Annotated in this window: 18 protein-coding genes; 10 read left to right on the forward strand and 8 right to left on the reverse strand. The window is 69.1% G+C overall.

What is annotated here, in order from left to right:
• Positions 1-75 precede the first annotated feature (75 nt).
• Genes IFJ75_RS16270 through IFJ75_RS16280 form a run of 3 tightly spaced genes read left to right on the forward strand, consistent with a single transcriptional unit; the run spans position 76 to position 3526 of the window.
• Positions 76-2229, forward strand: a complete 2154-nt coding sequence (locus IFJ75_RS16270; RefSeq protein ID WP_207869445.1) for a TonB-dependent receptor — start codon at positions 76-78, stop codon at positions 2227-2229.
• Positions 2139-3335 carry a PepSY-associated TM helix domain-containing protein gene (locus IFJ75_RS16275; RefSeq protein WP_207869447.1) on the forward strand — a complete coding sequence of 399 codons (1197 nt, stop codon included), beginning with the start codon at positions 2139-2141 and terminating at the stop codon, positions 3333-3335. The genes IFJ75_RS16270 and IFJ75_RS16275 overlap by 91 nt, the downstream gene beginning before the upstream one ends.
• Positions 3332-3526 (forward strand): hypothetical protein, encoded by a 195-nt coding sequence (locus tag IFJ75_RS16280; protein WP_207869449.1) that lies wholly within the window; start codon positions 3332-3334, stop codon positions 3524-3526. Before IFJ75_RS16275 ends, IFJ75_RS16280 begins: the two co-directional genes overlap by 4 nt.
• 3 nt (positions 3527-3529) lie before the next feature.
• On the opposite strand, the gene IFJ75_RS16285 is transcribed toward IFJ75_RS16280, so the two are convergent.
• The gene (locus tag IFJ75_RS16285; protein WP_207869451.1) at positions 3530-3859 is read right to left on the reverse strand and encodes a hypothetical protein; all 330 of its coding nucleotides are present in this window, start codon (positions 3857-3859) and stop codon (positions 3530-3532) included.
• Positions 3860-4037: 178 nt separating this feature from the next.
• Here IFJ75_RS16285 and ku point away from each other — a divergent pair, with 178 nt between their 5' ends.
• Positions 4038-4895, forward strand: a complete 858-nt coding sequence (ku, locus tag IFJ75_RS16290) for a non-homologous end joining protein Ku (protein ID WP_207869453.1) — start codon at positions 4038-4040, stop codon at positions 4893-4895.
• Positions 4896-4939: 44 nt separating this feature from the next.
• Here ku and ligD read toward each other — a convergent pair whose 3' ends face one another.
• Complete coding sequence (gene ligD / locus IFJ75_RS16295; protein ID WP_207869455.1) at positions 4940-7486, reverse strand: DNA ligase D; 2547 nt, start codon at positions 7484-7486, stop codon at positions 4940-4942.
• A 110-nt stretch (positions 7487-7596) separates the two neighbouring features.
• The gene (locus tag IFJ75_RS20245) at positions 7597-7845 is read right to left on the reverse strand and encodes a helix-turn-helix domain-containing protein (RefSeq protein WP_225896868.1); all 249 of its coding nucleotides are present in this window, start codon (positions 7843-7845) and stop codon (positions 7597-7599) included.
• Positions 7846-8102: 257 nt separating this feature from the next.
• On the opposite strand from IFJ75_RS20245, the gene IFJ75_RS16305 reads away from it, so the two are divergent.
• From IFJ75_RS16305 to IFJ75_RS16315, 3 genes are all read left to right on the forward strand, one after another.
• Positions 8103-9743, forward strand: a complete 1641-nt coding sequence (locus IFJ75_RS16305) for a DUF1800 domain-containing protein (protein WP_207869462.1) — start codon at positions 8103-8105, stop codon at positions 9741-9743.
• A complete protein-coding gene (locus IFJ75_RS16310) occupies positions 9740-10912 on the forward strand; it encodes a DUF1501 domain-containing protein (RefSeq protein ID WP_207869464.1) in 1173 nt (390 codons plus the stop codon). Before IFJ75_RS16305 ends, IFJ75_RS16310 begins: the two co-directional genes overlap by 4 nt.
• 118 nt (positions 10913-11030) lie before the next feature.
• Positions 11031-11456, forward strand: a complete 426-nt coding sequence (locus IFJ75_RS16315; RefSeq protein WP_207869466.1) for a response regulator — start codon at positions 11031-11033, stop codon at positions 11454-11456.
• A 15-nt stretch (positions 11457-11471) separates the two neighbouring features.
• On the opposite strand, the gene IFJ75_RS16320 is transcribed toward IFJ75_RS16315, so the two are convergent.
• A complete protein-coding gene (locus IFJ75_RS16320; RefSeq protein ID WP_207869468.1) occupies positions 11472-11621 on the reverse strand; it encodes a hypothetical protein in 150 nt (49 codons plus the stop codon).
• 77 nt (positions 11622-11698) lie between these two features.
• A complete protein-coding gene (gene greA, locus IFJ75_RS16325) occupies positions 11699-12175 on the reverse strand; it encodes a transcription elongation factor GreA (RefSeq protein WP_207869470.1) in 477 nt (158 codons plus the stop codon).
• 59 nt (positions 12176-12234) lie between these two features.
• On the opposite strand from greA, the gene IFJ75_RS16330 reads away from it, so the two are divergent.
• Positions 12235-13470, forward strand: a complete 1236-nt coding sequence (locus tag IFJ75_RS16330; RefSeq protein ID WP_207869472.1) for a BaiN/RdsA family NAD(P)/FAD-dependent oxidoreductase — start codon at positions 12235-12237, stop codon at positions 13468-13470.
• On the forward strand, positions 13467-14612 hold the full coding sequence (locus IFJ75_RS16335) for a serine hydrolase domain-containing protein (RefSeq protein ID WP_207869474.1): 1146 nt from the start codon (positions 13467-13469) through the stop codon (positions 14610-14612). The genes IFJ75_RS16330 and IFJ75_RS16335 overlap by 4 nt, the downstream gene beginning before the upstream one ends.
• 61 nt (positions 14613-14673) lie before the next feature.
• Here the strand turns inward: IFJ75_RS16335 and IFJ75_RS16340 are convergent, their stop codons facing one another.
• From IFJ75_RS16340 to IFJ75_RS16350, 3 genes are all read right to left on the reverse strand, one after another.
• The gene (locus tag IFJ75_RS16340) at positions 14674-16146 is read right to left on the reverse strand and encodes an MFS transporter (protein ID WP_207869476.1); all 1473 of its coding nucleotides are present in this window, start codon (positions 16144-16146) and stop codon (positions 14674-14676) included.
• A 22-nt stretch (positions 16147-16168) separates the two neighbouring features.
• Complete coding sequence (gene rarD / locus IFJ75_RS16345) at positions 16169-17095, reverse strand: EamA family transporter RarD (RefSeq protein ID WP_207869478.1); 927 nt, start codon at positions 17093-17095, stop codon at positions 16169-16171.
• 187 nt (positions 17096-17282) lie between these two features.
• Positions 17283-18326, reverse strand: coding sequence for an aspartate-semialdehyde dehydrogenase (locus IFJ75_RS16350; RefSeq protein WP_207869480.1), 1044 nt, complete (start codon positions 18324-18326; stop codon positions 17283-17285).
• 276 nt (positions 18327-18602) lie between these two features.
• Here IFJ75_RS16350 and zapE point away from each other — a divergent pair, with 276 nt between their 5' ends.
• The gene (gene zapE, locus IFJ75_RS16355) at positions 18603-19709 is read left to right on the forward strand and encodes a cell division protein ZapE (RefSeq protein ID WP_207869482.1); all 1107 of its coding nucleotides are present in this window, start codon (positions 18603-18605) and stop codon (positions 19707-19709) included.
• The last annotated feature ends 56 nt before the right edge of the window (positions 19710-19765 follow it).

Raw genomic sequence — 19765 nt, forward strand, 5'->3', positions numbered from 1 at the left:
AACGGCGCAGGCTGTTCGGATATTGCGACACATTCTCAGATTACAGCCCTCCCCGGCCCGCAGAAAGTCGCCTTCATGTTCCGCTCCCTTCTCCTCGCCTCCTGCTGCGCATTCGCCGTCTCCGCCCCCGCTTTCGCCCAGACGTCGCAGGACACGACCGAGCTGGAAGAGGTCATCGTCACGGGTTCGCAGGTCACCCTGACCGCCCCCTATGCCGGGGGCCAGGTGGCGCGGGGGAGCCGGGTCGGCCTGTTCGGGTCGCTGGGCGTGATGGACACCCCCTTCGCAACGACCAGCTACACCGAGGAGCTGTCGCGCAACCAGCAGACCCGCAGCGTCGGCGACGTGCTGCAGAACGATCCGGCGGTGCGGGTGTCCAAGGGCTTCGGCAATTTTCAGGAGCTGTATGTGATCCGGGGCTTCCCGGTCTATTCGGACGACATGACCTATAACGGTCTCTACGGCATCCTGCCGCGCCAGTTCGTGGCGTCGGAGTTCCTGGAGCGGGTCGAGGTCTTCCACGGGGCGACCGCCTTCCTGAACGGCGCGGCCCCCGGCGGATCGGGTGTCGGCGGCGCCTTCAACCTGACGCCCAAGCGGGCGGGCAATGAGCCTCTGACGCGCGTGACCGCCGGGATCGAAAGCGGCGGCGAGATCTATCTGGCCGGCGATGTCGCCCGCCGCTTCGGCGTCGATCAGGAATACGGCGCCCGTCTGAACCTGGTGCGTCGCGACGGCGAGAGCACGGTGGACGGCGAGGACCGCCAGCTGACCGCCATCGGCCTGGGTCTGGACCGCCGCGGCGAGCGCGCCCGCTTCTCGGCCGATGTCGGCTATCAGGACCACCATATCGACGCCCCGCGTCCGACCGTGACGCCGTCGGGCGCCGTTCCGGCCGCGCCCTCGGCCGACGTCAACTACGCCCAGCCCTGGACCTATACCGACGAGCAGCAGGTGTTCGGCGCGGCGCGCGGCGAGTTCGACGTAACCGACAGCGTCACCGCCTGGGCGGCCTTCGGCGGCCGTCAGGGCAAGGAGGCCAATGTCCTGGCCAACCCGAACGTCGACGCCGGCGGCAATCTGACCGCCTATCGGTTCGACAATACGCGTGAAGACACCGTCTGGTCGGGGGACGTCGGCCTGCGCGCCGATCTGACCACCGGTTCCGTCGGGCACCGGATCGTGGCCTCGGCCTCGCAGGTGCAGTCGAAGTCGAAGAACGCCTATGCCTTCTCCAGCTTCGCGGGCTTCCCGGCCGGGACCCTGTCCAACCCGGTCGCCGCAACCCAGCCGGCCGCCAACTTCTTCATCGGCGGCGACCTCGACAGCCCGCTGGTGACCGAGCGGGTCGACAACTCCAGCCTGGCCATCGCCGACATGCTGTCCTTCCTGGACGGCAGGCTGCTGGTCACGGCGGGCGTGCGCTACCAGAACATCAAGACCCGCACCTATGACTACAACACCGGCGCGCTCGGCTCGTCCTATGACGGCGATGCCGTGACCCCGGCCTTCGCCGTGGTGTTCAAGCCCATCGACCGGGTCTCCCTCTACGCCAACTATGCCGAAGCCCTGATCCCCGGGAAGATCGCCCCGGCCGTGGTCAATGGCCTCAACGTGACCAACGCGGGCGAGGTGCTGGACCCGTTCGTCGGCGAACAGTTCGAGGTCGGCGCCAAATATGACGCCGGGACCTTCGGCGGTTCGATCAGCCTGTTCCGCACGACGCTCCAGAGCGAGCTTTTCACCCAAACCAGCGCGACGGCGGGGACCTACTCCTCGGGCGGCGAGCAGGAGAACAGCGGCGTGGAACTGAGCGTCTATGGCGAGCCGATCGCGGGCCTGCGCCTGCTGGGCGGGATGAGCTGGCTGGACGCCGAGATCGCCTCGAGCGGCCGCACCCCGATCGGCGTGCCGGACTTCCAGGCCAATGCCAACATCGAATGGGACGTGCCCCAGGTCGCCGGCCTGACCCTGGAAGGCCGCGCCGTCTACACAGGCGAACAGGAGACCAACGCCACGACCAGCGTCCCGCTCGACGCCTGGACCCGCTTCGACGCCGGCGTTCGCTACGCCTTCGAGGCGGGCGGCCATCCGCTGACCGCCCGGGCCCGGGTCGAGAACATCGCCGACGAAGACCAGTGGGTCGCCGTCGGGGGCTATCCGGGCGCCAACTATCTGACGCTGGGCGCGCCGCGCACCCTGCGGGTCTCGATCTCGGCGGACTTCTGAGGCGGATGACGCCCGGCACGATCCGCGCCTGGTCTTGGGTTCACAAATGGTCGAGCCTGGTCTCGACCGCCTTTCTGCTGATGCTGTGCCTGACCGGCCTGCCGCTGGTCTTCACCCATGAGCTGAACCATCTGCTGCTCGACCAGAGCTGGCAGGCGGCCGAGCCCAATGCGCCGAAGAAGAGCCTCGACGAGATTCTGGCCACGGCCCTGGCGCGCGAGCCGGGCGACGTGCCCGCCTTCATGAGCTTCGACGAGGACCGGCCGGTGGTGAACGTCACCAGCCGGCCGGAAGGCGGTCCCGCGACCGCATTCCACTTCCAGCCGATCGACCAGACGACGGGCGAGGCGGCCCCGCCGGTCGCTGGCCATCCGCTGCTGGAGTTCCTGCTGCAGCTGCATACGGACATGTTCCTGGGCCTGCCCGGGATGCTGTTCCTGGGGGCCATGGGGCTGCTGCTGGTCGTTGCGATCGTCTCGGGCGTGGTCCTCTATGCCCCCTTCATGCGGCGGCTGCCGTTCGGGACGCTGCGGCTGGAGAAGGCGGCGCGGACGCGCTGGCTGGACTGGCACAATCTTCTGGGCGTCGTGACCGTGGCCTGGGTGACGGTCGTGGGGCTGACCGGCGTGGTCAATACGCTCGCGACACCGATCCTGACCGTCTGGAAGAATACGGCGCTCAAGGAACTGACGGCGGAATATGCGGCCCCGGTCGCGACCGGTGAGCGGGCCTCGCTGGATCAGGCGGTGGCGCGGGCGAAACAGGCCCTGCCGGGCAAGACGCTGCAGTTCGTGGCCTTTCCCGGCACCGACTATTCGACGGATCACCACTATGCCGTCTTCTTCCACGGCGACACGCCGCTGACGGCCCATCTGACCACGCCCGCCCTGATCGACGTCAGGACCGGAGAGCTGGCGGCCGTGGCCCCGACGCCCTGGTATGTGAAGGCGCTGAGCCTGTCGCAGCCGCTGCATTTCGGCGACTACGGCGGGCTGGGGTTGAAGATCGTCTGGGGTCTGCTGGACCTGGCGACCATCGTCATCCTCGGCTCCGGCCTCTACCTCTGGCTGGCCAGGAAGAAGCGCAAGCCGGGAGGCGCGGCGTGAAGGGCGGCCCAAAACGAGCGGGGGACCTCGGCCTGTGGGTCGTATTCGGCGTTCCGCTGATCCTCGGCGTCCTGGCCCTGATCGGGCTGGTGGGGGCGCTGCTGGAGAACGGCCTGTGGGACGGACTGGGCGCGGCCCTGCTGGCGACCTCGGCGGTCTGCGTCATCTGGGCCCGCTTCAGGCGGCGATAAACCCTAGTGGGCGGCCGTCGCCGAGCGGGGCACGGAGAAGATGATCACCCCCTCGAACTCGCCGACGCGGCGGCCGACCGAGGTCACGCGCGGATCGCGCACGGATTCGCGCGGGCAGGCCAGAAGGTCGGCGCTGTCGTCGAACAGTTCGGAGGTCTTGTAGGTCTCGCCCAGCAGCCAGCAGGGGCCGCCCGGCTGCGGATAGCCGCGCTCGACCACCTTCAGCCGGTCGGACAGGTCGCCGTAGGCCCGCGGCAGCGTCGTTACCGCCGGCGCGCAGGCGGACAGCAGGGCGGCGAGACCGAGGGTTCCGGCGGCGAAAAGGCGGCGCATGGGGGTCTCCGGGAGCAGTGAAGCTGACGGTCCCACCCTGCCGGACCCAAGGTTGTTCGTCGAGTGACGAATGGGCGACGGGAGGGGCAAATCGACCCGGGTCCGCGCGCGACGGGGCGTGGGGCAACGCTTCCGGCCCTGCGACGTTCGACTCCGCGGTTCACAACGGGAGACGACCATGGCGACGCGACCGACCTGGCACGGCCATCTGAAGCTGTCGCTGGTGACCTGTCCGGTGGGTCTCTACACGGCGACGGCGTCCAACGCCCATGTCAGCTTCAACCTGATCAATCCGGAGACCAACAATCGCATCCGGATGGTGCCGACGGATCCCGACACCGGACCGGTCGAGCGCGCCGATCTGGTCAAGGGCTATGAGGTGTCCAAGGACGAGTACGTCCTGTTCGACGACGCCGACTTCGACAAGGTCAAGCTGGAGACCACCCATACGATCTCGATCGACAGCTTCGTCGACGAAGCCGATATCGACCGTCTGTACTGGGACGATCCCTTCTTCGTCGTGCCCGAGAAGGGCGTCGGGGCCGAGGCCTTCGCCGTGATCCGCGACGCCATGAAGGCGGCGGGCAAGGTGGCCATCGGCAGTCTGGTCCTGCGCGGCCGAGAGCGTCAGCTGGCGCTGGAGGTGCGGGGCAAGGGCCTGATCGCCTACAGCCTGCGCGCCCATGACGAGGTCCGCGACGCCGACGACTATTTCGACGATATCCCGGCGGTGAAGCCCGACAAGGATATGGTCGACATCGCCACCCGGATCATCGCCCAGAAGGAGGCCGCCTTCGATCCGACCACCTTCAAGGACCGCTATGACGATGCGCTCCGCGACATGATCAAGGCCAAGCAGAAGGGCGGCAAGGGTCTGGTCGAGGTCGAACAGCCGGACGACACCAATGTCGTGGACCTGATGGCGGCGCTGAGGAACAGTCTGAAGGGGTCGGCGTCGGGTAAGGCGCCCGCTAAGACGGCGGCGCCGAAGAAGGCTCCGGCGAAGAAGCCGGCCGCGAAGAAGAAGGCGGCGTGAGTTTAACCGCTGGGTCCCCGCCTGCGCGGGGATGAGCGGGATCGTTAGAGGCCCATCTTTTTGAGCGCCGGTTGCAGGCTGACCGCGCCGTCGCGGAAGTCCTTCCACGGATCGGCCTTCTTCAACAGGGCCGGGGCGGTGCGGATATTGAAGGCCTTCGGATCCAGCCCGGCCTTCACCTGACCCCAGTTCAGGGGGAAGGCGATGCCGGCGCCCGGGCGGGCGCGGGGCGACCAGGGGGCTACCGCCGTCGCCATCCGGCCGTTCCTCAGATAGTCGAGGAAGATCTTCCCGCCCCGCGCCTTCTTGGCGAGGGTGGTGGTGAAGCGGTCGGGCGCCTCGACGCGCATGGCCTCGGAGACCGCCTTGGCGAAGGCCTTGTTCTGCTCCCAGGTCACAGCCGAGCGGGCGTCAGACTTGATTGGAACGACGACGTGAAGCCCCTTGCCGCCGGTCGTCTTGACGAAGGGGTTGAGACCGAGGGTTTCGAGTTTCGCCTTCACTACCTTAGCCGCCGAAATCACGTCGGCGAAGTCCAGCCCGACATCCGGATCGAGGTCGAAGGTGATCTGTTCCGGCGTCTCCGGATCGCCGGGCGCGCAGCCCCAGGGATGCAGCTCCAGCCCGCCCGACTGGCCGATGGCGACCAGACCGCCGACGTCGACGACGGCGACATAGGGCTTGCGCTCATGCACGTCGATCAGCTTCAGCCGCGGGTTGGAGCCGGGCATGGCGTGGCGCTGGAAGAATTGCTCGCCCTCGATCCCCTCGGGCGCGCGGATGATCGAGGTCGGCCGATCGGCGACATGGGGCAGCAAACGCTCGGCGACGGTCTCATAGTAGGCGACGAGATCGGCCTTGGTGATCGGATCGGCGCCGTCATGGGCGGGCCACAGCACCTTGTCGGGGTGGGAGATGGTGATCCCGGCGACGACCAGCTTGCCGGGTTTGGCGGCGGCGGGCTTCGGGCTGGTCTTCACCGGGGTCTGGGGCGCCGTGTCGACCTCTGGCGCGGTCTTGTCGTCGCGCAGGCCCTTGAAGGCGGCCTGCCGGAGGGAGCCGCTGTCGGTGTATCCGCCGTGTTCGATCTCGGCGACGAGGACGGGCTTGAGCCAGTGGATGGTCTCGCCGCCGGTCTTCCTCGGGGTCGCGCCCGCGAAGGGGCTGCGGTCGGCGGCGGCCTTTTTCAGGGCGGGCAGAAGCGTCTTCAGCAAGGGCTCGCCATAGCCCGTGCCGACCCGGCCGAGGGGGCGCAGACCTTTCTTGCCGTCATGGACGCCGACGATCAGGGAGCGGAAGCGGTCGCCTTCGGACGTCCAGCCGCCGATGACCACCTCGTCCCGGCCCCGGCATTTCGACTTGACCCAACTGTTGGAGCGCCCCGCGGAATAGGGGGCGTCCAGGCGTTTGGAGATGACGCCTTCGAGGTCCATCCGGCAGGCGCTTTCCAGCACCGCCTTGCCGCTGGAGGCGAAGTGATCGACGAAGCGGATCCGCTTCGCCGCCGCCTTGGGCAGCCGGTCGAGCACCGCCTGCAGCCGCGCCTTGCGGTGCGACAGGGGCAGGGTCCGCAGATCCTCGCCGCCCTCGAACAGAAGGTCGAAGGCGAAATAGATCAGGCCGCCGGTGTCGCCGTCCGAGATGGCCGCCTGCAGCGCCGAGAAGTCGGGGCTGGCGTCCTCCGTCAGGGCGCAGAGCTCGCCGTCGATCACGGCGTCGGGCCATTTCGCGGCGTCGGCGGCCAGTTCGGGGAAGCGGTCGGTCCAGTCCAGCCCCTTGCGCGTCCGGATCGTCGCCCGCCCGCCGCCGGTCGCGACCTGCAGCCGATAGCCGTCGAACTTGATCTCATGCGCCCAGCCGGCGGCCGAGGGCGGATAGTCGGCGATCTTGCACAGCTGGATGGGGACGAAGGCGTGCGGCCGGGTCGCGTGCGAGGCCTGGGCCGTCGTCGCCTTCGGTTTCGGCGGCGCCTTGCGGCCGGTGGGTTTCGACGATGTCCATTGCGTCTTGCCCTCGGCGATCTCGGCCATCGTCCGGCCGGTCGTGACCGAGGCGTCGATCTCCATATTGGCGTCGCCCTCCCCGTCGACCGTGTATTCGTCGATCTCCTTGATCAGCAGCCAGTTGTTCCGTTTGGACGGTTTGCCGCGATCGGACCGAAGCCGGATCAGGGCCCATTTGCCCTTCAGCCGCTCGCCGTCGAGGATCATCTTGATCTGGCCGCGCTTGAAGGCGGCCTCGAGGTCCGGCTCCTGCGGCGCCCAGGTTCCGGTGTCCCACATCTGCACCGTGCCCGCGCCATAGTTGCCGCCGGGAATGGTCCCCTCGAACGATCCATAGTCGAGCGGATGATCCTCGACCTCGACGGCGAGGCGTTTGACGGTGTGATCCCGCGACGGCGCCTTGGTCACCGCCCAGGACTTGAGCACCCCGTCCGCCTCGATGCGGAAATCATAGTGCAGCCGCGTCGCGGCGTGGCGCTGGATCAGATAACGGCCGCCGGTCTGGCCGCCCTTGCCCTTCTTCCCCGCCGGCTCCGGCGTCGCCGCGAAGTCCCGCTTCGCCTTATAGGTCTTCAGTTCGCCCAGCATCACGGTCTCCTCGGCGACGGCAACGTTTGAACGCGGGATTGGATCAGGGTGCGCGACCTTCTCCCCCTGCGGGAAAAAGGAGGCCTGGCGTCCGCTCAGCCCCAGCCGGTTCAGCTTCTCCTGTGCAGGGTCGCCCGACGGACGCCCAGGGCGCGCGCGGCGGCCGAGACGTTTCCGTCGGCCCTCGCCAAAGCTCGCCGCACAAACCCGCGCTCGGCCTCGGCCAGCTCCTCGCCACCGCCGCCCGCATCAGGGGCTCGATCTCCTGCCGCGCCGTCTCCAGCTCCCGCGCCGTCAGCAGCTCGGGCGGCCGCCCGTCCTCGGGATCCAGGCCATAGAGGGTGATCGAGCGCCGCCATGACGCCGCCAGAGCCGAGCGCGCCGGCGCGGCCACATCGTCCAGCACCGACCGCACCGATCGGGGTGGGCGGCGGCGTCGGTCAGGGCGTCGGAACTCTGGCCCATCGATCTCCCTCCCGCCGAGGCCCTTCCAGAGCGGCCTTGGCTGTCGACCGTCATTGGATACCCGGCAATCCCGGCTTGCAACTCCCCATCTTCGACGGACTTTTCAGGGCGGGACGTTTCAGCCCTGATACAAATGACGACAGGACGGGCCATGCCTTCGCAATCCGACGTCAACGCCGCCATTGCCCTCACCCGCTTCGGCCTGGGCGCCCGACCCGGCGAGATTCAACGGTTGAACGACCCGCGCGGCTGGCTGGAAGGCCAGATCCAGCCCTCGGGCGCGGCCAACCCGACCGGCCAGTTCGACACCTCGGTCGAGCGGATGCAGGCCTTCCTCGACTATCAGCGCGACGCCCGGCAGGTCCGGCAGGCGCGTCAGGACATGCCGCCTGCAGCCGGCGCCCAACCGGCCACGGAGACGCCGGCCGAACCCCGCCGACCGGGACGCCGCGCCCAGCGGATGGCCGCCCCCGCCCAAGCCGCCCCACAGACCATGCCGATGGCGCCGCAAGCCATGGCGCCCGCAGCCTCCGACCCCGCCCAGGCCGCCTTCGACGCGCGTCGCGACAGCCGCCGCGATCTGGTGCAGGACACGGCGCGGGAGTTTCTCGCCCGGGCCCAGCTGGGCGCCGCCACCGAGGCCGGCTTCGCCGAGCGCTGGGCCCTGTTCTGGGCCAATGGCTTCACCGTCTCGGCGACGAAATTCCAGTCGGCCGTCTTCATGGGCCAGTATGAGCGCGAGGCCATCCGCCCCCATGTCTTCGGCAAGTTCGAGGATCTGGCCGTCGCCGCCGAACAGCATCCGGCCATGCTGCTTTATCTCGATCAGGCCCAGTCGATCGGCCCCGACAGCCGCGCCGGCCAGCGCCGCAACGCCGGGCTGAACGAGAACCTGGCCCGCGAGATCATGGAGCTGCACACCGTCGGCGCCGACGGCGGCTACACCCAGGCCGACGTCACCGAATTCGCCCGCGCCCTGACCGGCTGGTCGGTGCCCGCGCCCCGGGATCAGGGAATGGATCTGGTCCGCGCCAATGTCGCGGCGGGGGCGCAAGGCTTCGGCGGCGGCGGCGCCCGGCAACAGGCGCGTTATGCCCGCGGCGTTCAGGCGGCGGTGCGCGGCGAGCCCGGCCTGAACGGCTTCGTCTATCGCGCCATCGTCCACGAGCCTGGCGAACGCACCGTTCTGGGCAAGACCTACGCCCCCGGCGAGAAGGACCAGGGCGAAGCCATCCTGCGCGACCTCGCCAACAGCCCCCGGACCACCCGGCGGCTGGCCCGCAGGATCGCCGCCCATTTCGTCGCCGACGATCCGCCGCCCGCCCTCGTCGACAGGCTCGAACAGGCCTGGACCCGCTCGGGCGGCGACCTCGCCGTCGTGGCCCGTGCCCTGATCACCGCGCCCGAAAGCTGGGAGCCCCGCCCGGCCAAGATCAAGACGCCCTATGAGTTCATCATCTCGGCCCACCGGGCTCTGGGCACGGCGCCGCAACGGATTCAACCGTTGCAGCAGGCTCTGGTTTCCATGGGGCAACCGGCCTTCGCGGCCCCCTCGCCCGAGGGCTGGCCCGACACCGCCGCCGACTGGGCCGGACCCGACGCCTTGGTCAAACGGCTCGACTGGTCCAAGGCCGCCGCCGACCTCGCTCAGGTCGCCGATCCCAACACCGTCGCGGCAAACGCCCTCGGCGCCCGCCTCGGCGAACGCACCCGCCTCGCCGTCGCCCGCGCCGAAAGCCGCCCCGAAGCCCTGACCCTCTTTCTCATGTCGCCGGAGTTCCAACGCCGATGACCTACCCCCACCTCAACCGTCGCCTGTTCCTCGGCGCCGCCGGCGTCAGCCTCGCCTTCGCCGGACGCGCCTCGGCGCAATCGGCCGCCGGGCCGCGCAACAAGATGGTCTTGATCATCGCCCGGGGCGCCATGGACGGCCTGTCGGTCACCGTCCCTTACGGCGATGCCAACTACGTCCCCCTGCGCGGCGGGCTCGCCATCCCCGCGCCCGGCCAGCCCAACGGGGCCTTGGCCCTGTCCGAAGGCTTCGGCCTTCATCCGTCGCTCAAGGGCCTGCACGACCTCTACGGCGCCGGTCAGGCCCGCTTCGCCCCGGCGGTGGCCATCCCGACCCGCATCCGCTCCCATTTCGACGCCCAGGACGTGCTGGAGAACGGCGGCGAGGGCCTGAGGCAGCAGACCGACGGCTGGCTGAACCGCGCGCTGGCCGCGTCGGGCGCCCGCTATCACGGCCTGTCCATAGGGGCCCAGACGCCCTTGATCCTGCGCGGTTCGGCCCCGACCTCCAGCTGGGCGCCGGGCGGCAAGATCGAGGGCGGCGACCGCATCGCCTCCCTGCTTCAGGATCTCTATGTCGAGGATCCCATGCTGGGGACCAATCTGGCGCGCGGTCTGGAGACCGAACTGATGGCCATGGTCGCGGGCGACGGGGCGGTGCGCCGCAACGATGTCGCCGGCCTCGGCGCCGCCGTGGCCCGGCTGATGTCAGGGGATCAGGGCGCCGATCTGGTGGCCCTGTCGATCGACGGCTGGGACACCCACGCCCGCCAGCTGGGCCAGCTCCAGACCCGGCTCACCGGCCTCGATCAGGTCATCGGCGGTCTGCATCGGGGGCTGGGGACCGACTGGGACCGCACCGTCGTCGTCGTCGCCACCGAATTCGGCCGCACCGCTCGCGCCAACGGCACGCAAGGGACGGACCACGGCACCGGCTCCTCCCTGCTGCTGGCCGGCGGCGCGCTCAAACAGGGCGGTCTCGTCGGAGACTGGCCGACGCTCGCCGAAGCGAAGCTGTTCGAGGATCGCGACCTGGCCCCGACGCTCGACGTCCGCTCGGTCTTCAAGGGCGTGCTTCGCGACCATATGGGCGTGGACCGCGCCGCGCTTGATAACCGCGTCTTCCCCGGCAGCGCGGCGGAAGCCCCGGCTTACGACGGGCTGGTCTGAAAGCCGCGTATAACCAAAGACCTATGGGTTGCGTAAGGGTCCGGTATCCATCCCCGGTTATTCCTCCGGCATAACCGAGAGGCCCGCAAAAACGGCCGGCCGCAACGATGGAGGGCCCATGCCCGGACGACGCCGCATCCTGATCGCCGAAGACGACTCCCTCGTGCGCGAGCTGGTCCGGTCCAAACTTACGGCCGCGGGCTATGACGTCCATACGGCGCGGTGCGGGCGCGAGGCCCTCGAGCGGATGTTCATCGTCAAGCCGCAGGCCGTGCTGCTGGATCTCAACCTGCCCGACATGGACGGCTTCACGGTTCTGGAAACCCTGCGCACCCACCCGCAGGACGCGACGGCGCCCGCCATGGTCCTGACGGTGAGCGGCGCGCCCCAGGACGTTCAGCGCGCCGTGTCGCTGGGCGCGCGCGACTATCTGACCAAGGACCGGATCCAGAGCCACCTGCTGCCGCGTCTGGCCCGGATGCTGAAAAATGCCGAGCCGGCTGCGGCGGCGGCGGGAGGCGAGGCCGCCTCCCGGGCCGCCTGACGCCCGGCCCTTAGATCAGTCTTCCTGCGGAGCCGCGTCGCCGTTCTTCTCGGCCTGCTGCTGGGCGCGCTTCTCGGCCTTGGCGGCGGCCTTTTCGGCGGCCTTCTTGGCGTCGGCGCGCTCGCGTTCCTGACGCTCGAAACTGTAGTTGGGCTTACGGGCCATGGGCGTCTCTCTTCTTTCTTGTCTTGGCGCCAGTTGAGCGCAGCTGATGTTTCGTGTCGACCCGGAATGGGCCTTGATCAGTCGACCGCGACGATCTCGACCGACTGGCCCGCCACCACGGCCTCTTCGCCGACCCGTTTGCCGATCAGGGCGCGAGCCAGGGGCGAGACATGGCTGACCGAACCGCCCGCCGGATCGGCCTCGTCCTCGCCGACGATGCGCCAGGTCTGGGTGCGTCCGTCCTCGCGTTCGATGGTCACCGAACCGCCGAACCGCACGACGCCTTCGGCCGGAACCTCGAGCAGCTGGGCGCTGGCCCGCCGCGCGGACCAGTAGCGCAGGTCGCGCGTCGCCCGGGCCATGGCGGTCCGGTCCGCCTCGATCGACCCATGGGCCTGAGCCGCCGTGTATGCCGCCCGCGCGGCCGCCAGCGCGTCCTCGATGGCGGCCAGGCCGGACGCCGTCACCAGATTGGCGTGGGGCGAGATGGGGCGGTCGGGAAGATCGGCGGCCGTGGCCTCCAGGTCTTCCTCACGGGTGAAGGCGACGCTCATCTGGAAACATATAGGGGTTTTTGCTCCGAAATCCCCCCTCTTGCGCTAGAAGGCGCCTCATGGCCTCACCAGACACCTCCGCTCGCACCGTTTCCATCATTGGCGCCGGTCCCGCCGGGCTGATGGCGGCCGAGATCTTGGCCCGGGCCGGGGTCGCGGTGACCGTGCACGAGCGCATGCCGTCCCCGGCGCGGAAATTCCTGCTGGCGGGGCGTGGCGGGCTGAACCTGACCCATTCGGAGGCGCAGGCCGCCTTCCTGTCGCGCTACGGTCCGGCCGAGGGCGCCGCCGCGGACTGGCTTGACGCCTTCTCGCCCGACGACCTGATCGCCTGGGCCGGGGATCTGGGCCAGACGACCTTCGTGGGCTCCAGCGGCCGGGTCTTCCCCCGCGCCATGAAGGCCTCTCCGCTTCTACGCGCCTGGCTGGCCCGGCTGGCCGAGCTCGGCGTGGTCCTGAAGACGCGCTCGTACTGGACCGGCTGGTCCGGCGAGGCCCTGACCTTCGAGGACGGATCAGCCGAAACCCCCGACGCCGTCATCCTCGCGACCGGCGGGGCCAGCTGGCCGCGTCTGGGCTCCGACGGAAGCTGGGCGCCCCTGCTCGAGGCCGAGGGCGTACCGGTCGCGCCCCTGCGGCCCTCCAACGCCGGATTCAATGTTGACTGGACCGACATCCTGATCGACCGCGCCGCCGGTCAGGCGCTCAAGGCCGTGGCCCTCACCTTCGGCGGCCAGACCATCAGGGGCGAGGTGATGATCACCCGCTACGGCATCGAGGGCGGCGCCATCTACGCCCTGTCCTCGGCCCTGCGCGAGGCCATCGCCCGCGACGGCTCGGCCGTCCTGACCCTCGACCTCCGCCCGGACCTGAGCGAGGCCGCCCTCGTCGACCGTCTGGTTCAGGGACGCGGCAAGGACTCCATGACCAACCATCTGCGCAAGGCCGGGGGCCTGTCGCCCGCCGCCATCGCCGTCCTGCGCGACATCCCCGGCGAGATCCCGCTGGGCGCCGAGAAACTGGCCCGACGCATCAAGGGGGTGCGGCTGAAGCTGACCGGGATGCAGGGGCTGGACCGGGCCATCTCCTCGGCCGGGGGCGTGGGTCTGGAGGCCGTGAATCCATCATTGATGCTGACCGCCCGCCCGGGCGTCTTCGTCGCCGGAGAGATGCTGGACTGGGAGGCCCCCACCGGCGGCTATCTGCTCCAGGCCAGTTTCGCCTCGGGCGTGGTCGCGGCCAACGGCGCGCTGGACTGGCTGAACGCCAAATCCCCGGATAAGACCCCCGCATGAGCGACCTCCCCGACATCTCCGGCGTCTGCCCGCCCCGTTTCGCCGCCGTGAAGGACGCTTTCGCGGCCAATTTCACCGACGCCCCCGACGGGCTCAACGAACAGGCCGCCCGCGTCACCTTCTGTGTCGAGGGCGAGGTCGTCGTCGACCTCTGGGCCGGTCAGGCCGATCCGCGTGAAAATACCCCCTTCACCGACAAGACCCTCACCCCCGTCTTCTCCACCGGCAAGGCGGTGATGGCCCTGCTGATCGCTGCGGCCGTCGAGCGCGGCCAGCTCAGCTACGACCAGACCGTCGCCGGCCTCTGGCCCGACTATGGTCAGGCGGGCAAGGAAGCGATCACCGTCGCCCAACTGATGTCGCATCAGGACGGCCTGCCCGGCTTCGACACGCCGGAGGACCCGGCCATCTGGTTCGACCGTCAGGCGGTGCTGGCCCGCCTCGCCGCCCAGGCCCCGATGTGGCCTCCGGGCACGGCCTCGGGCTACCACCCGATCACCATCGGCTATCTGGCCGGACACGTCTTCGAACTGGCCGACGGCCGCTCGATGGGCACGGCCCTGCGCGAAGACTTCGCCACGAAATACGACCTCGACCTGTGGATCGGCCTGCCCGAGGCCGAGCACGATCGGGTCGCGGCCATCCGCAAACCCTCGGCCCCGCCCAACCTGGGAACCCTCGACCCGATCAAGTCGGCCGCCTTCATCTCCAAGGGCGCGGCCCCCGGCGGACGCGGCTCGACCGAATGGCGCACGACCGAGATCCCCTCGGCCAATCTGCATGGCACGGCCCGCGATCTGGCCCGGATCATGAGCCTCGTCGCCAACCGCGGCGTCCTGCACGGCCGCCGGATCCTGTCGCCCGAGGTCGTCGGCCAGCTGACCCGCGAACGCATCCACGGCCCCGACAAGGTCCTGCCCTATGACATCAGCTGGGCGACTGGCGTCATGAGGAACGCGGGCCTGAACATCTTCGGCCCCAACCCGGACACGGTCGGTCATTGCGGCTGGGGCGGCTCCTGCGTCTTCGCCGATCCGAAGACGAAGGTCTCGGGCGCCTATGTCATGACCCGCCAGTCGCCCCACCTGATCGGCGATCCGCGCGCGGTCAGGCTGATCGACGCCTTCTATTCGGGTCTCTAGGCGGGTGAGCGAGGGGTGAAGAGTGAGCGAGCAGTGAGCCACCGCGCGTGCGGCCACACGCTCACCTCTCGCTCACCTCTTGCTCACTCTTCACCCGCCCCGGCGCCGTCAGCCCGCCGATGACGCCGCCCAGCACGGCGCAGGCGGCGCAGACCGCCATCACCACCTGATAGGCCCTGTGGAAGGCCGCGCCCTCTCCTGATCCGCCCCGGGCGCCGGCCATGAAGTCGCCGAGCCGCGCCCGCGCCTCCGACTGGTCCAGAACCGCGACGAACACCGCCGACAGCACCATCCCCAGCAGGGCCACGGCCAGCAGACCCGCGACCCGCGCCACCGCATTGTTGACGCCGGACGCCACCCCTGTGTGCCCCGGGGCCACCGCCCCCATCACCGCCGCCGTCAGGGGACCGACCGCCAGGGTCATGCCGATCGCCAGCACCGTCATTCCGGCCAGGGGCCCGGCGACATAGCCCGCATCGCTCGGCATCAGGGCCAGCAGGGCCAGCCCGACACCCGCGAGCACCGGCCCCACGCTCAGGGACAGCCTCGCCCCGAACCGGTCGGCGATCCGGCCCGCCAGACCCGAGAACAGCCCCATGATCACGGCGAAGGGCAGCATGGCCGATCCGGCGCCGGTCGCGGTCCAGCCGTGCACACGGATCAGTTCGAACGGCAGGAAGAACATCGCCCCGCCGAGCGCGAAATAGAGCAGCAGGGTCAGCAGATTGATCCCGCTGAACACCGGCGACCGGAAGAGGCTCAAGGGCATCATCGGATGCGCCTCCTTCGCCTCGGCCCACAGGAAGCCCGCCAGCACCAGCACGCCCCCGACCAGAGACCCGACGATCCACGGACTGCCCATCCCCAGATCCGGCGCCGCCGTCAGTCCCCAGGTCACCGCCCCGAGCCCGACCACGGCCAGCACGGCGCCGAGGCCGTCCAAACCCTTGGCCCCCTCGTCCCGGCTCTCGGGCGTGAATTTCACCGTGATCAGGACGGCGAGAACGGCCAGAGGCACATTGATCCAGAAGATGGCGCGCCAGTCGGCGTGGTCGGCCAGCCAGCCGCCGACGAGCGGTCCGACCATGCCGAAGATGGCCCCCGCCCCGGCCCAGGCGCCGAAGGCCTTGCCCCGTTCCTCGGGCGGAAAGGTCGCCCCGATCAGGGCCAGGGCTCCGGGCGTCAGCAGGGCCGCGCCGACGCCCTGCGCCGCCCGCGCCCCGATCAGGAAGCGCACATCGGGCGACAGGCCGCAGGCGACCGACGCCGCGGTGAACAGGCCGACCCCGACCAGAAAGACCCGGCGCCGCCCGAACCGGTCGCCCGCCGCTCCGCCGATCAGGACGAGGGCGCCCAGCGTCAGCAGATAGGCGTTCGACACCCACTGCACCGCCGCCGGTCCCGCGCCGAGATCCTTCTGGATCGCCGGCAGGGCGACGCCCAGCGCCGAGCCGTCGATGAAGGTCAGCGACGACCCGAGCACCGTCGCGGCGAGGATCCAGCGCTTGTGCGCTTTCGTCAGCGTATCGGTCATGCGCCCAAGGCTAGGCCGCTCCCTAGACCGCGTCGACCACCGTCTTGATCGCCTGCCGCTCGGCCCGTTTGCGCCACAGGGCGGCCAGGGCGAAGACGGCCGCGCCGGCCCAGATGAAGACAAAGGACAGGATGCGCAACAGCGTCAGGGGCTCGCCCGAGGCCACGCCGATGGCGAACTGCAGCGTGGGGGCCAGGAACTGCAGGAAGCCGATCGTCGACAGCGGCAGCCGCCGCGCCGACCAGGCGAACAGGGCCAGAGGCAGGACCGTCGCCAGACCGCTGGACACCGACCAGGCCCAATGGGCCGGCGAGGCGAAACCGACCACCTGCCCGGCCTGGCTGAGCCAGACCAGCATGCCGACCCCGAACGGGATCATCAGCAGACATTCGACGAACAGACCCGTCTGGGCGTCGGCGGCGACCCGTTTGCGGATCACCCCATAGGCCGCGAAGCTCAGGGCGATCAGGATGGACAGCCACGGCGCCCGGCCGAGCGCCAGGGTCTGCAGGACCACGCCCACGGCCGCCGAGCCGATGGCGACCCAGCCCCATTTGTCGATCCGTTCGCGGAACAGGAACAGGCCCGCCACCATGTTGAGCAGGGGGTTGATGTAATAGCCGAGGCTGGCCTCGAGGGTATGATGCTGGGTCGTGGCCCAGACATAGGCGCCCCAGTTGATCAGGATCATCACGGTCGACAGCAGCAGCCAGCCGAGCGTCGCGGGCGTGGTCAGGACGCTGCGCACCTGGGCCATCCGACCCGTCGCCAGCACCAGGGCGGCGGCGAACAGAAGCGCCCAGACGGCGCGCTGGGTCAGGATCTCGGGGGCCGTGAAGCCGCTGTGGGCCATGGCCATGAACAGCAGCGGAAAGACGCCCCAGGCCGTGTAGCAGACCAGGGCCGCGATCAGGGCGTTGCGGGTCTCGGAGGCGGCGGAAGATGACATGAAACTTCCTTTCCCTCTCCCTTGGGGAGAGGGCTTGAGGCTCGCAGAGCGCAGCGATGCGCGAATCCGAAAGGGTGAGGGGCTGGCGCTGACCGGTGAGGGCATAACCCCTCACCCTTTCGCGCAAGACCGATCGCTTCGCTCCCGGGCGCTCAAGCCCTCTCCCACCGGGAGAGGGCTTGCATAGTCAGACCGTGATCGAGCGGAAGCCGGACGAGGACTTGAGGGTTCCGGTCTCGTCCAGCAGCTGGGCGATCTGGACGGCGTTCAGGGCGGCGCCCTTGCGCAGGTTGTCCGACACGACCCAGAAGCTCAGGCCGTTCTCGACCGTATGGTCCTTGCGGATGCGCGAGACATAGACTGCGTGTTCGCCCGCGGCGTCGACCGGGGTGATATAGCCGTCGTGCTCGTGCTTATCGACAACCAGGACGCCCGGGGCCTCGCGCAGGATGGCGCGCGCCTCGTCGACCGAGATCGGACGGTCGAACTCGACCGTGACCGCTTCGGAGTGGCCCACGAAGACCGGCACCCGCACGCAGGTGACCGTCAGCTTGATCTCGGGGTCCATCATCTTGTGGACCTCGTTCCACATCTTGGCCTCTTCGTCGGTATAGCCGTCCTCGTTGAAGGCGCCGATGAAGGGGATGACGTTGAAGGCGATCTGCTTGGGGAATTTCTTCGGCTTGGCGTCGCCCAGGCCATAGATGGCCTTGGTCTGGTTCCACAGCTCGTCCATCCCTTCCTTGCCCGCGCCCGAGACCGACTGATAGGTCGAGACCACGACGCGCTTGATCTTGGCCGCGTCATGCAGGGGCTTGAGCGCGACCACCAGCTGGGCGGTCGAGCAGTTCGGGTTGGCGACGATGTTCTTGCGGATGTCCTTGACGGCGTCCGGGTTCACTTCCGGCACGATCAGAGGCACGTCCTTGTCCATACGGAAGACCGAGGAGTTGTCGATCACGATCGGACCGGCCTTGCCGATCTTCTCGGACCATTCCTTCGAAACGGTCCCGCCGGCCGACATCAGCACGACGTCGACGGTCGAGAAGTCGAACTGCTCCAGATCCTGGCACTTCAGGGTGCGGTCGCCGAACGAGACCTCCACGCCTTTGGATTTTCGGCTGGCGATCGCGTGAATTTCGTCCACGGGGAAGTTCAGTTCCTCGAGGATGGTCATCATTTCCCGGCCGACATTGCCGGTGGCGCCTACGACGGCGACGCGATAGCCCATGATATTTGGTCCTTCGGACGCGCTAACGCTCGGGACGCGGTCCCTCGCTGCTTGAGCGCGATTTGATGCGTGAAAAGGCAAGGCCTGCCGCAAGGGGTTTTGCGGCAGCGGCACGCATGTAAGCTTTCGCGCGCGCGAAGCAATCGGTTTTCGCGTCCGCCGCGCAAGGATTTGCCCCAGTTCGCAGGTCGCCAGCATTGGCTACGCTTATGTTTCGTTGGCTGGGCGTCCCGGCGTCAGCTTCACAGCACTGCCCAGGTCGCCTAACTGAGGGCCATGACCTCCCGCATCCGCTCCGCCTATGACATCCGCGTCGACGAGGGCGTTCTGGCCCCCGATCCGGCCCAGGCGCCGCTGATCAAGGCCATGGAGCGGCTGGAGAAGGACCTGGCGAAGAAGGGACTGTTCGGCGGTCACCGCGAGGTGCGCGGCCTCTACATCTGGGGCCCGCCCGGGCGCGGCAAATCCATGCTGATGGACCTGTTCGTTTCCGCCACGCCCGAGCCTAAGAAGCTGCGCGCCCACTTCCACGCCTTCATGGCCCGCATCCACGATCTCGTCCGTCAGTGGCGCGAGGGCGACAGAAAGCAGCGCCAGGCCGTCTTCGGGACCCACAAGGGCGACGATCCCATCGAGCCGATCGCCGCCCTGATCGCCTCGGAGGCGCGCCTGCTCTGCTTCGACGAGCTTCAGGTCACCGACATTGCCGACGCCATGATCCTGGGCAGGCTGTTCGACGCCCTGTTCGAGAGGAAGGTGGTGCTGGCCGTCACCTCCAACCGCGCGCCCGACGAACTCTACAAGAACGGCATCAACCGCCAGCTCTTCACCCCCTTCATCGACGAGATCAAACAGCGCTGTGTGGTGATCGAGATCGCCGGCGCCCGCGATTGGCGGCTGAACCGGCTGATGGGCTCGCCCGTCTGGTTCACGGGAGACGCCGACGGCAAGTCCGGCGCGGCCTTCGAGGACCTCTGGACCGACCTGCGCGGCGGCGAGCCCGAGGAGGCCGCCCATCTGCAGGTCCTCGGCCGCGACGTGGTCATCGAGCGCACGGCCGGCAGTCTGGCGCGGGCCACCTTCGAGGAAATGTGCGCCCGGCCGCTGGGTCCGCAGGACTATCTGGCCATCGCGGCCCGCTTCCACACCCTGTTCCTCGATTCCGTGCCCATCCTCAGCCCCGACCGGCGCCAGGAGGCGAAGCGGCTCGTGACCCTGATCGACGCCCTCTATGAGGCCGGGACTCGGCTGGTCGTCCGCGCCGAGGCCGAACCCGAGGCCCTCTATCCGGCCGGCGACGGCGCCTTCGAGTTCGAACGCACCGTCTCGCGCCTGCGCGAGATGTCCAGCGCCTCATGGCTGGAGAAGGCGGAGCACGCGTAAGCGTCACGCACACAACTTCGCCGTAATGGCTGCTAGGCTGGAGCCGAAGCTGGAGG

The organism is Brevundimonas goettingensis (assembly GCF_017487405.1).
Classification (GTDB): Bacteria; Pseudomonadota; Alphaproteobacteria; order Caulobacterales; family Caulobacteraceae; genus Brevundimonas; species Brevundimonas goettingensis.

Bases quoted from the DNA above. Each gene is read 5' to 3' on its own strand.
- IFJ75_RS16270 (WP_207869445.1), top strand. From the start codon at position 76: ATGTTCCGCTCCCTTCTCCTCGCCTCCTGCTGCGCATTCGCCGTCTCC.
- IFJ75_RS16285 (WP_207869451.1), bottom strand. From the start codon at position 3,859: ATGCGCCGCCTTTTCGCCGCCGGAACCCTCGGTCTCGCCGCCCTGCTG.
- ku (WP_207869453.1), top strand. From the start codon at position 4,038: ATGGCGACGCGACCGACCTGGCACGGCCATCTGAAGCTGTCGCTGGTG.
- ligD (WP_207869455.1), bottom strand. From the start codon at position 7,486: ATGCTGGGCGAACTGAAGACCTATAAGGCGAAGCGGGACTTCGCGGCG.
- IFJ75_RS20245 (WP_225896868.1), bottom strand. From the start codon at position 7,845: ATGGCGGCGCTCGATCACCCTCTATGGCCTGGATCCCGAGGACGGGCG.
- IFJ75_RS16305 (WP_207869462.1), top strand. From the start codon at position 8,103: ATGCCTTCGCAATCCGACGTCAACGCCGCCATTGCCCTCACCCGCTTC.
- IFJ75_RS16310 (WP_207869464.1), top strand. From the start codon at position 9,740: ATGACCTACCCCCACCTCAACCGTCGCCTGTTCCTCGGCGCCGCCGGC.
- IFJ75_RS16315 (WP_207869466.1), top strand. From the start codon at position 11,031: ATGCCCGGACGACGCCGCATCCTGATCGCCGAAGACGACTCCCTCGTG.
- IFJ75_RS16320 (WP_207869468.1), bottom strand. From the start codon at position 11,621: ATGGCCCGTAAGCCCAACTACAGTTTCGAGCGTCAGGAACGCGAGCGC.
- greA (WP_207869470.1), bottom strand. From the start codon at position 12,175: ATGAGCGTCGCCTTCACCCGTGAGGAAGACCTGGAGGCCACGGCCGCC.
- IFJ75_RS16330 (WP_207869472.1), top strand. From the start codon at position 12,235: ATGGCCTCACCAGACACCTCCGCTCGCACCGTTTCCATCATTGGCGCC.
- IFJ75_RS16335 (WP_207869474.1), top strand. From the start codon at position 13,467: ATGAGCGACCTCCCCGACATCTCCGGCGTCTGCCCGCCCCGTTTCGCC.
- IFJ75_RS16340 (WP_207869476.1), bottom strand. From the start codon at position 16,146: ATGACCGATACGCTGACGAAAGCGCACAAGCGCTGGATCCTCGCCGCG.
- rarD (WP_207869478.1), bottom strand. From the start codon at position 17,095: ATGTCATCTTCCGCCGCCTCCGAGACCCGCAACGCCCTGATCGCGGCC.
- IFJ75_RS16350 (WP_207869480.1), bottom strand. From the start codon at position 18,326: ATGGGCTATCGCGTCGCCGTCGTAGGCGCCACCGGCAATGTCGGCCGG.
- zapE (WP_207869482.1), top strand. From the start codon at position 18,603: ATGACCTCCCGCATCCGCTCCGCCTATGACATCCGCGTCGACGAGGGC.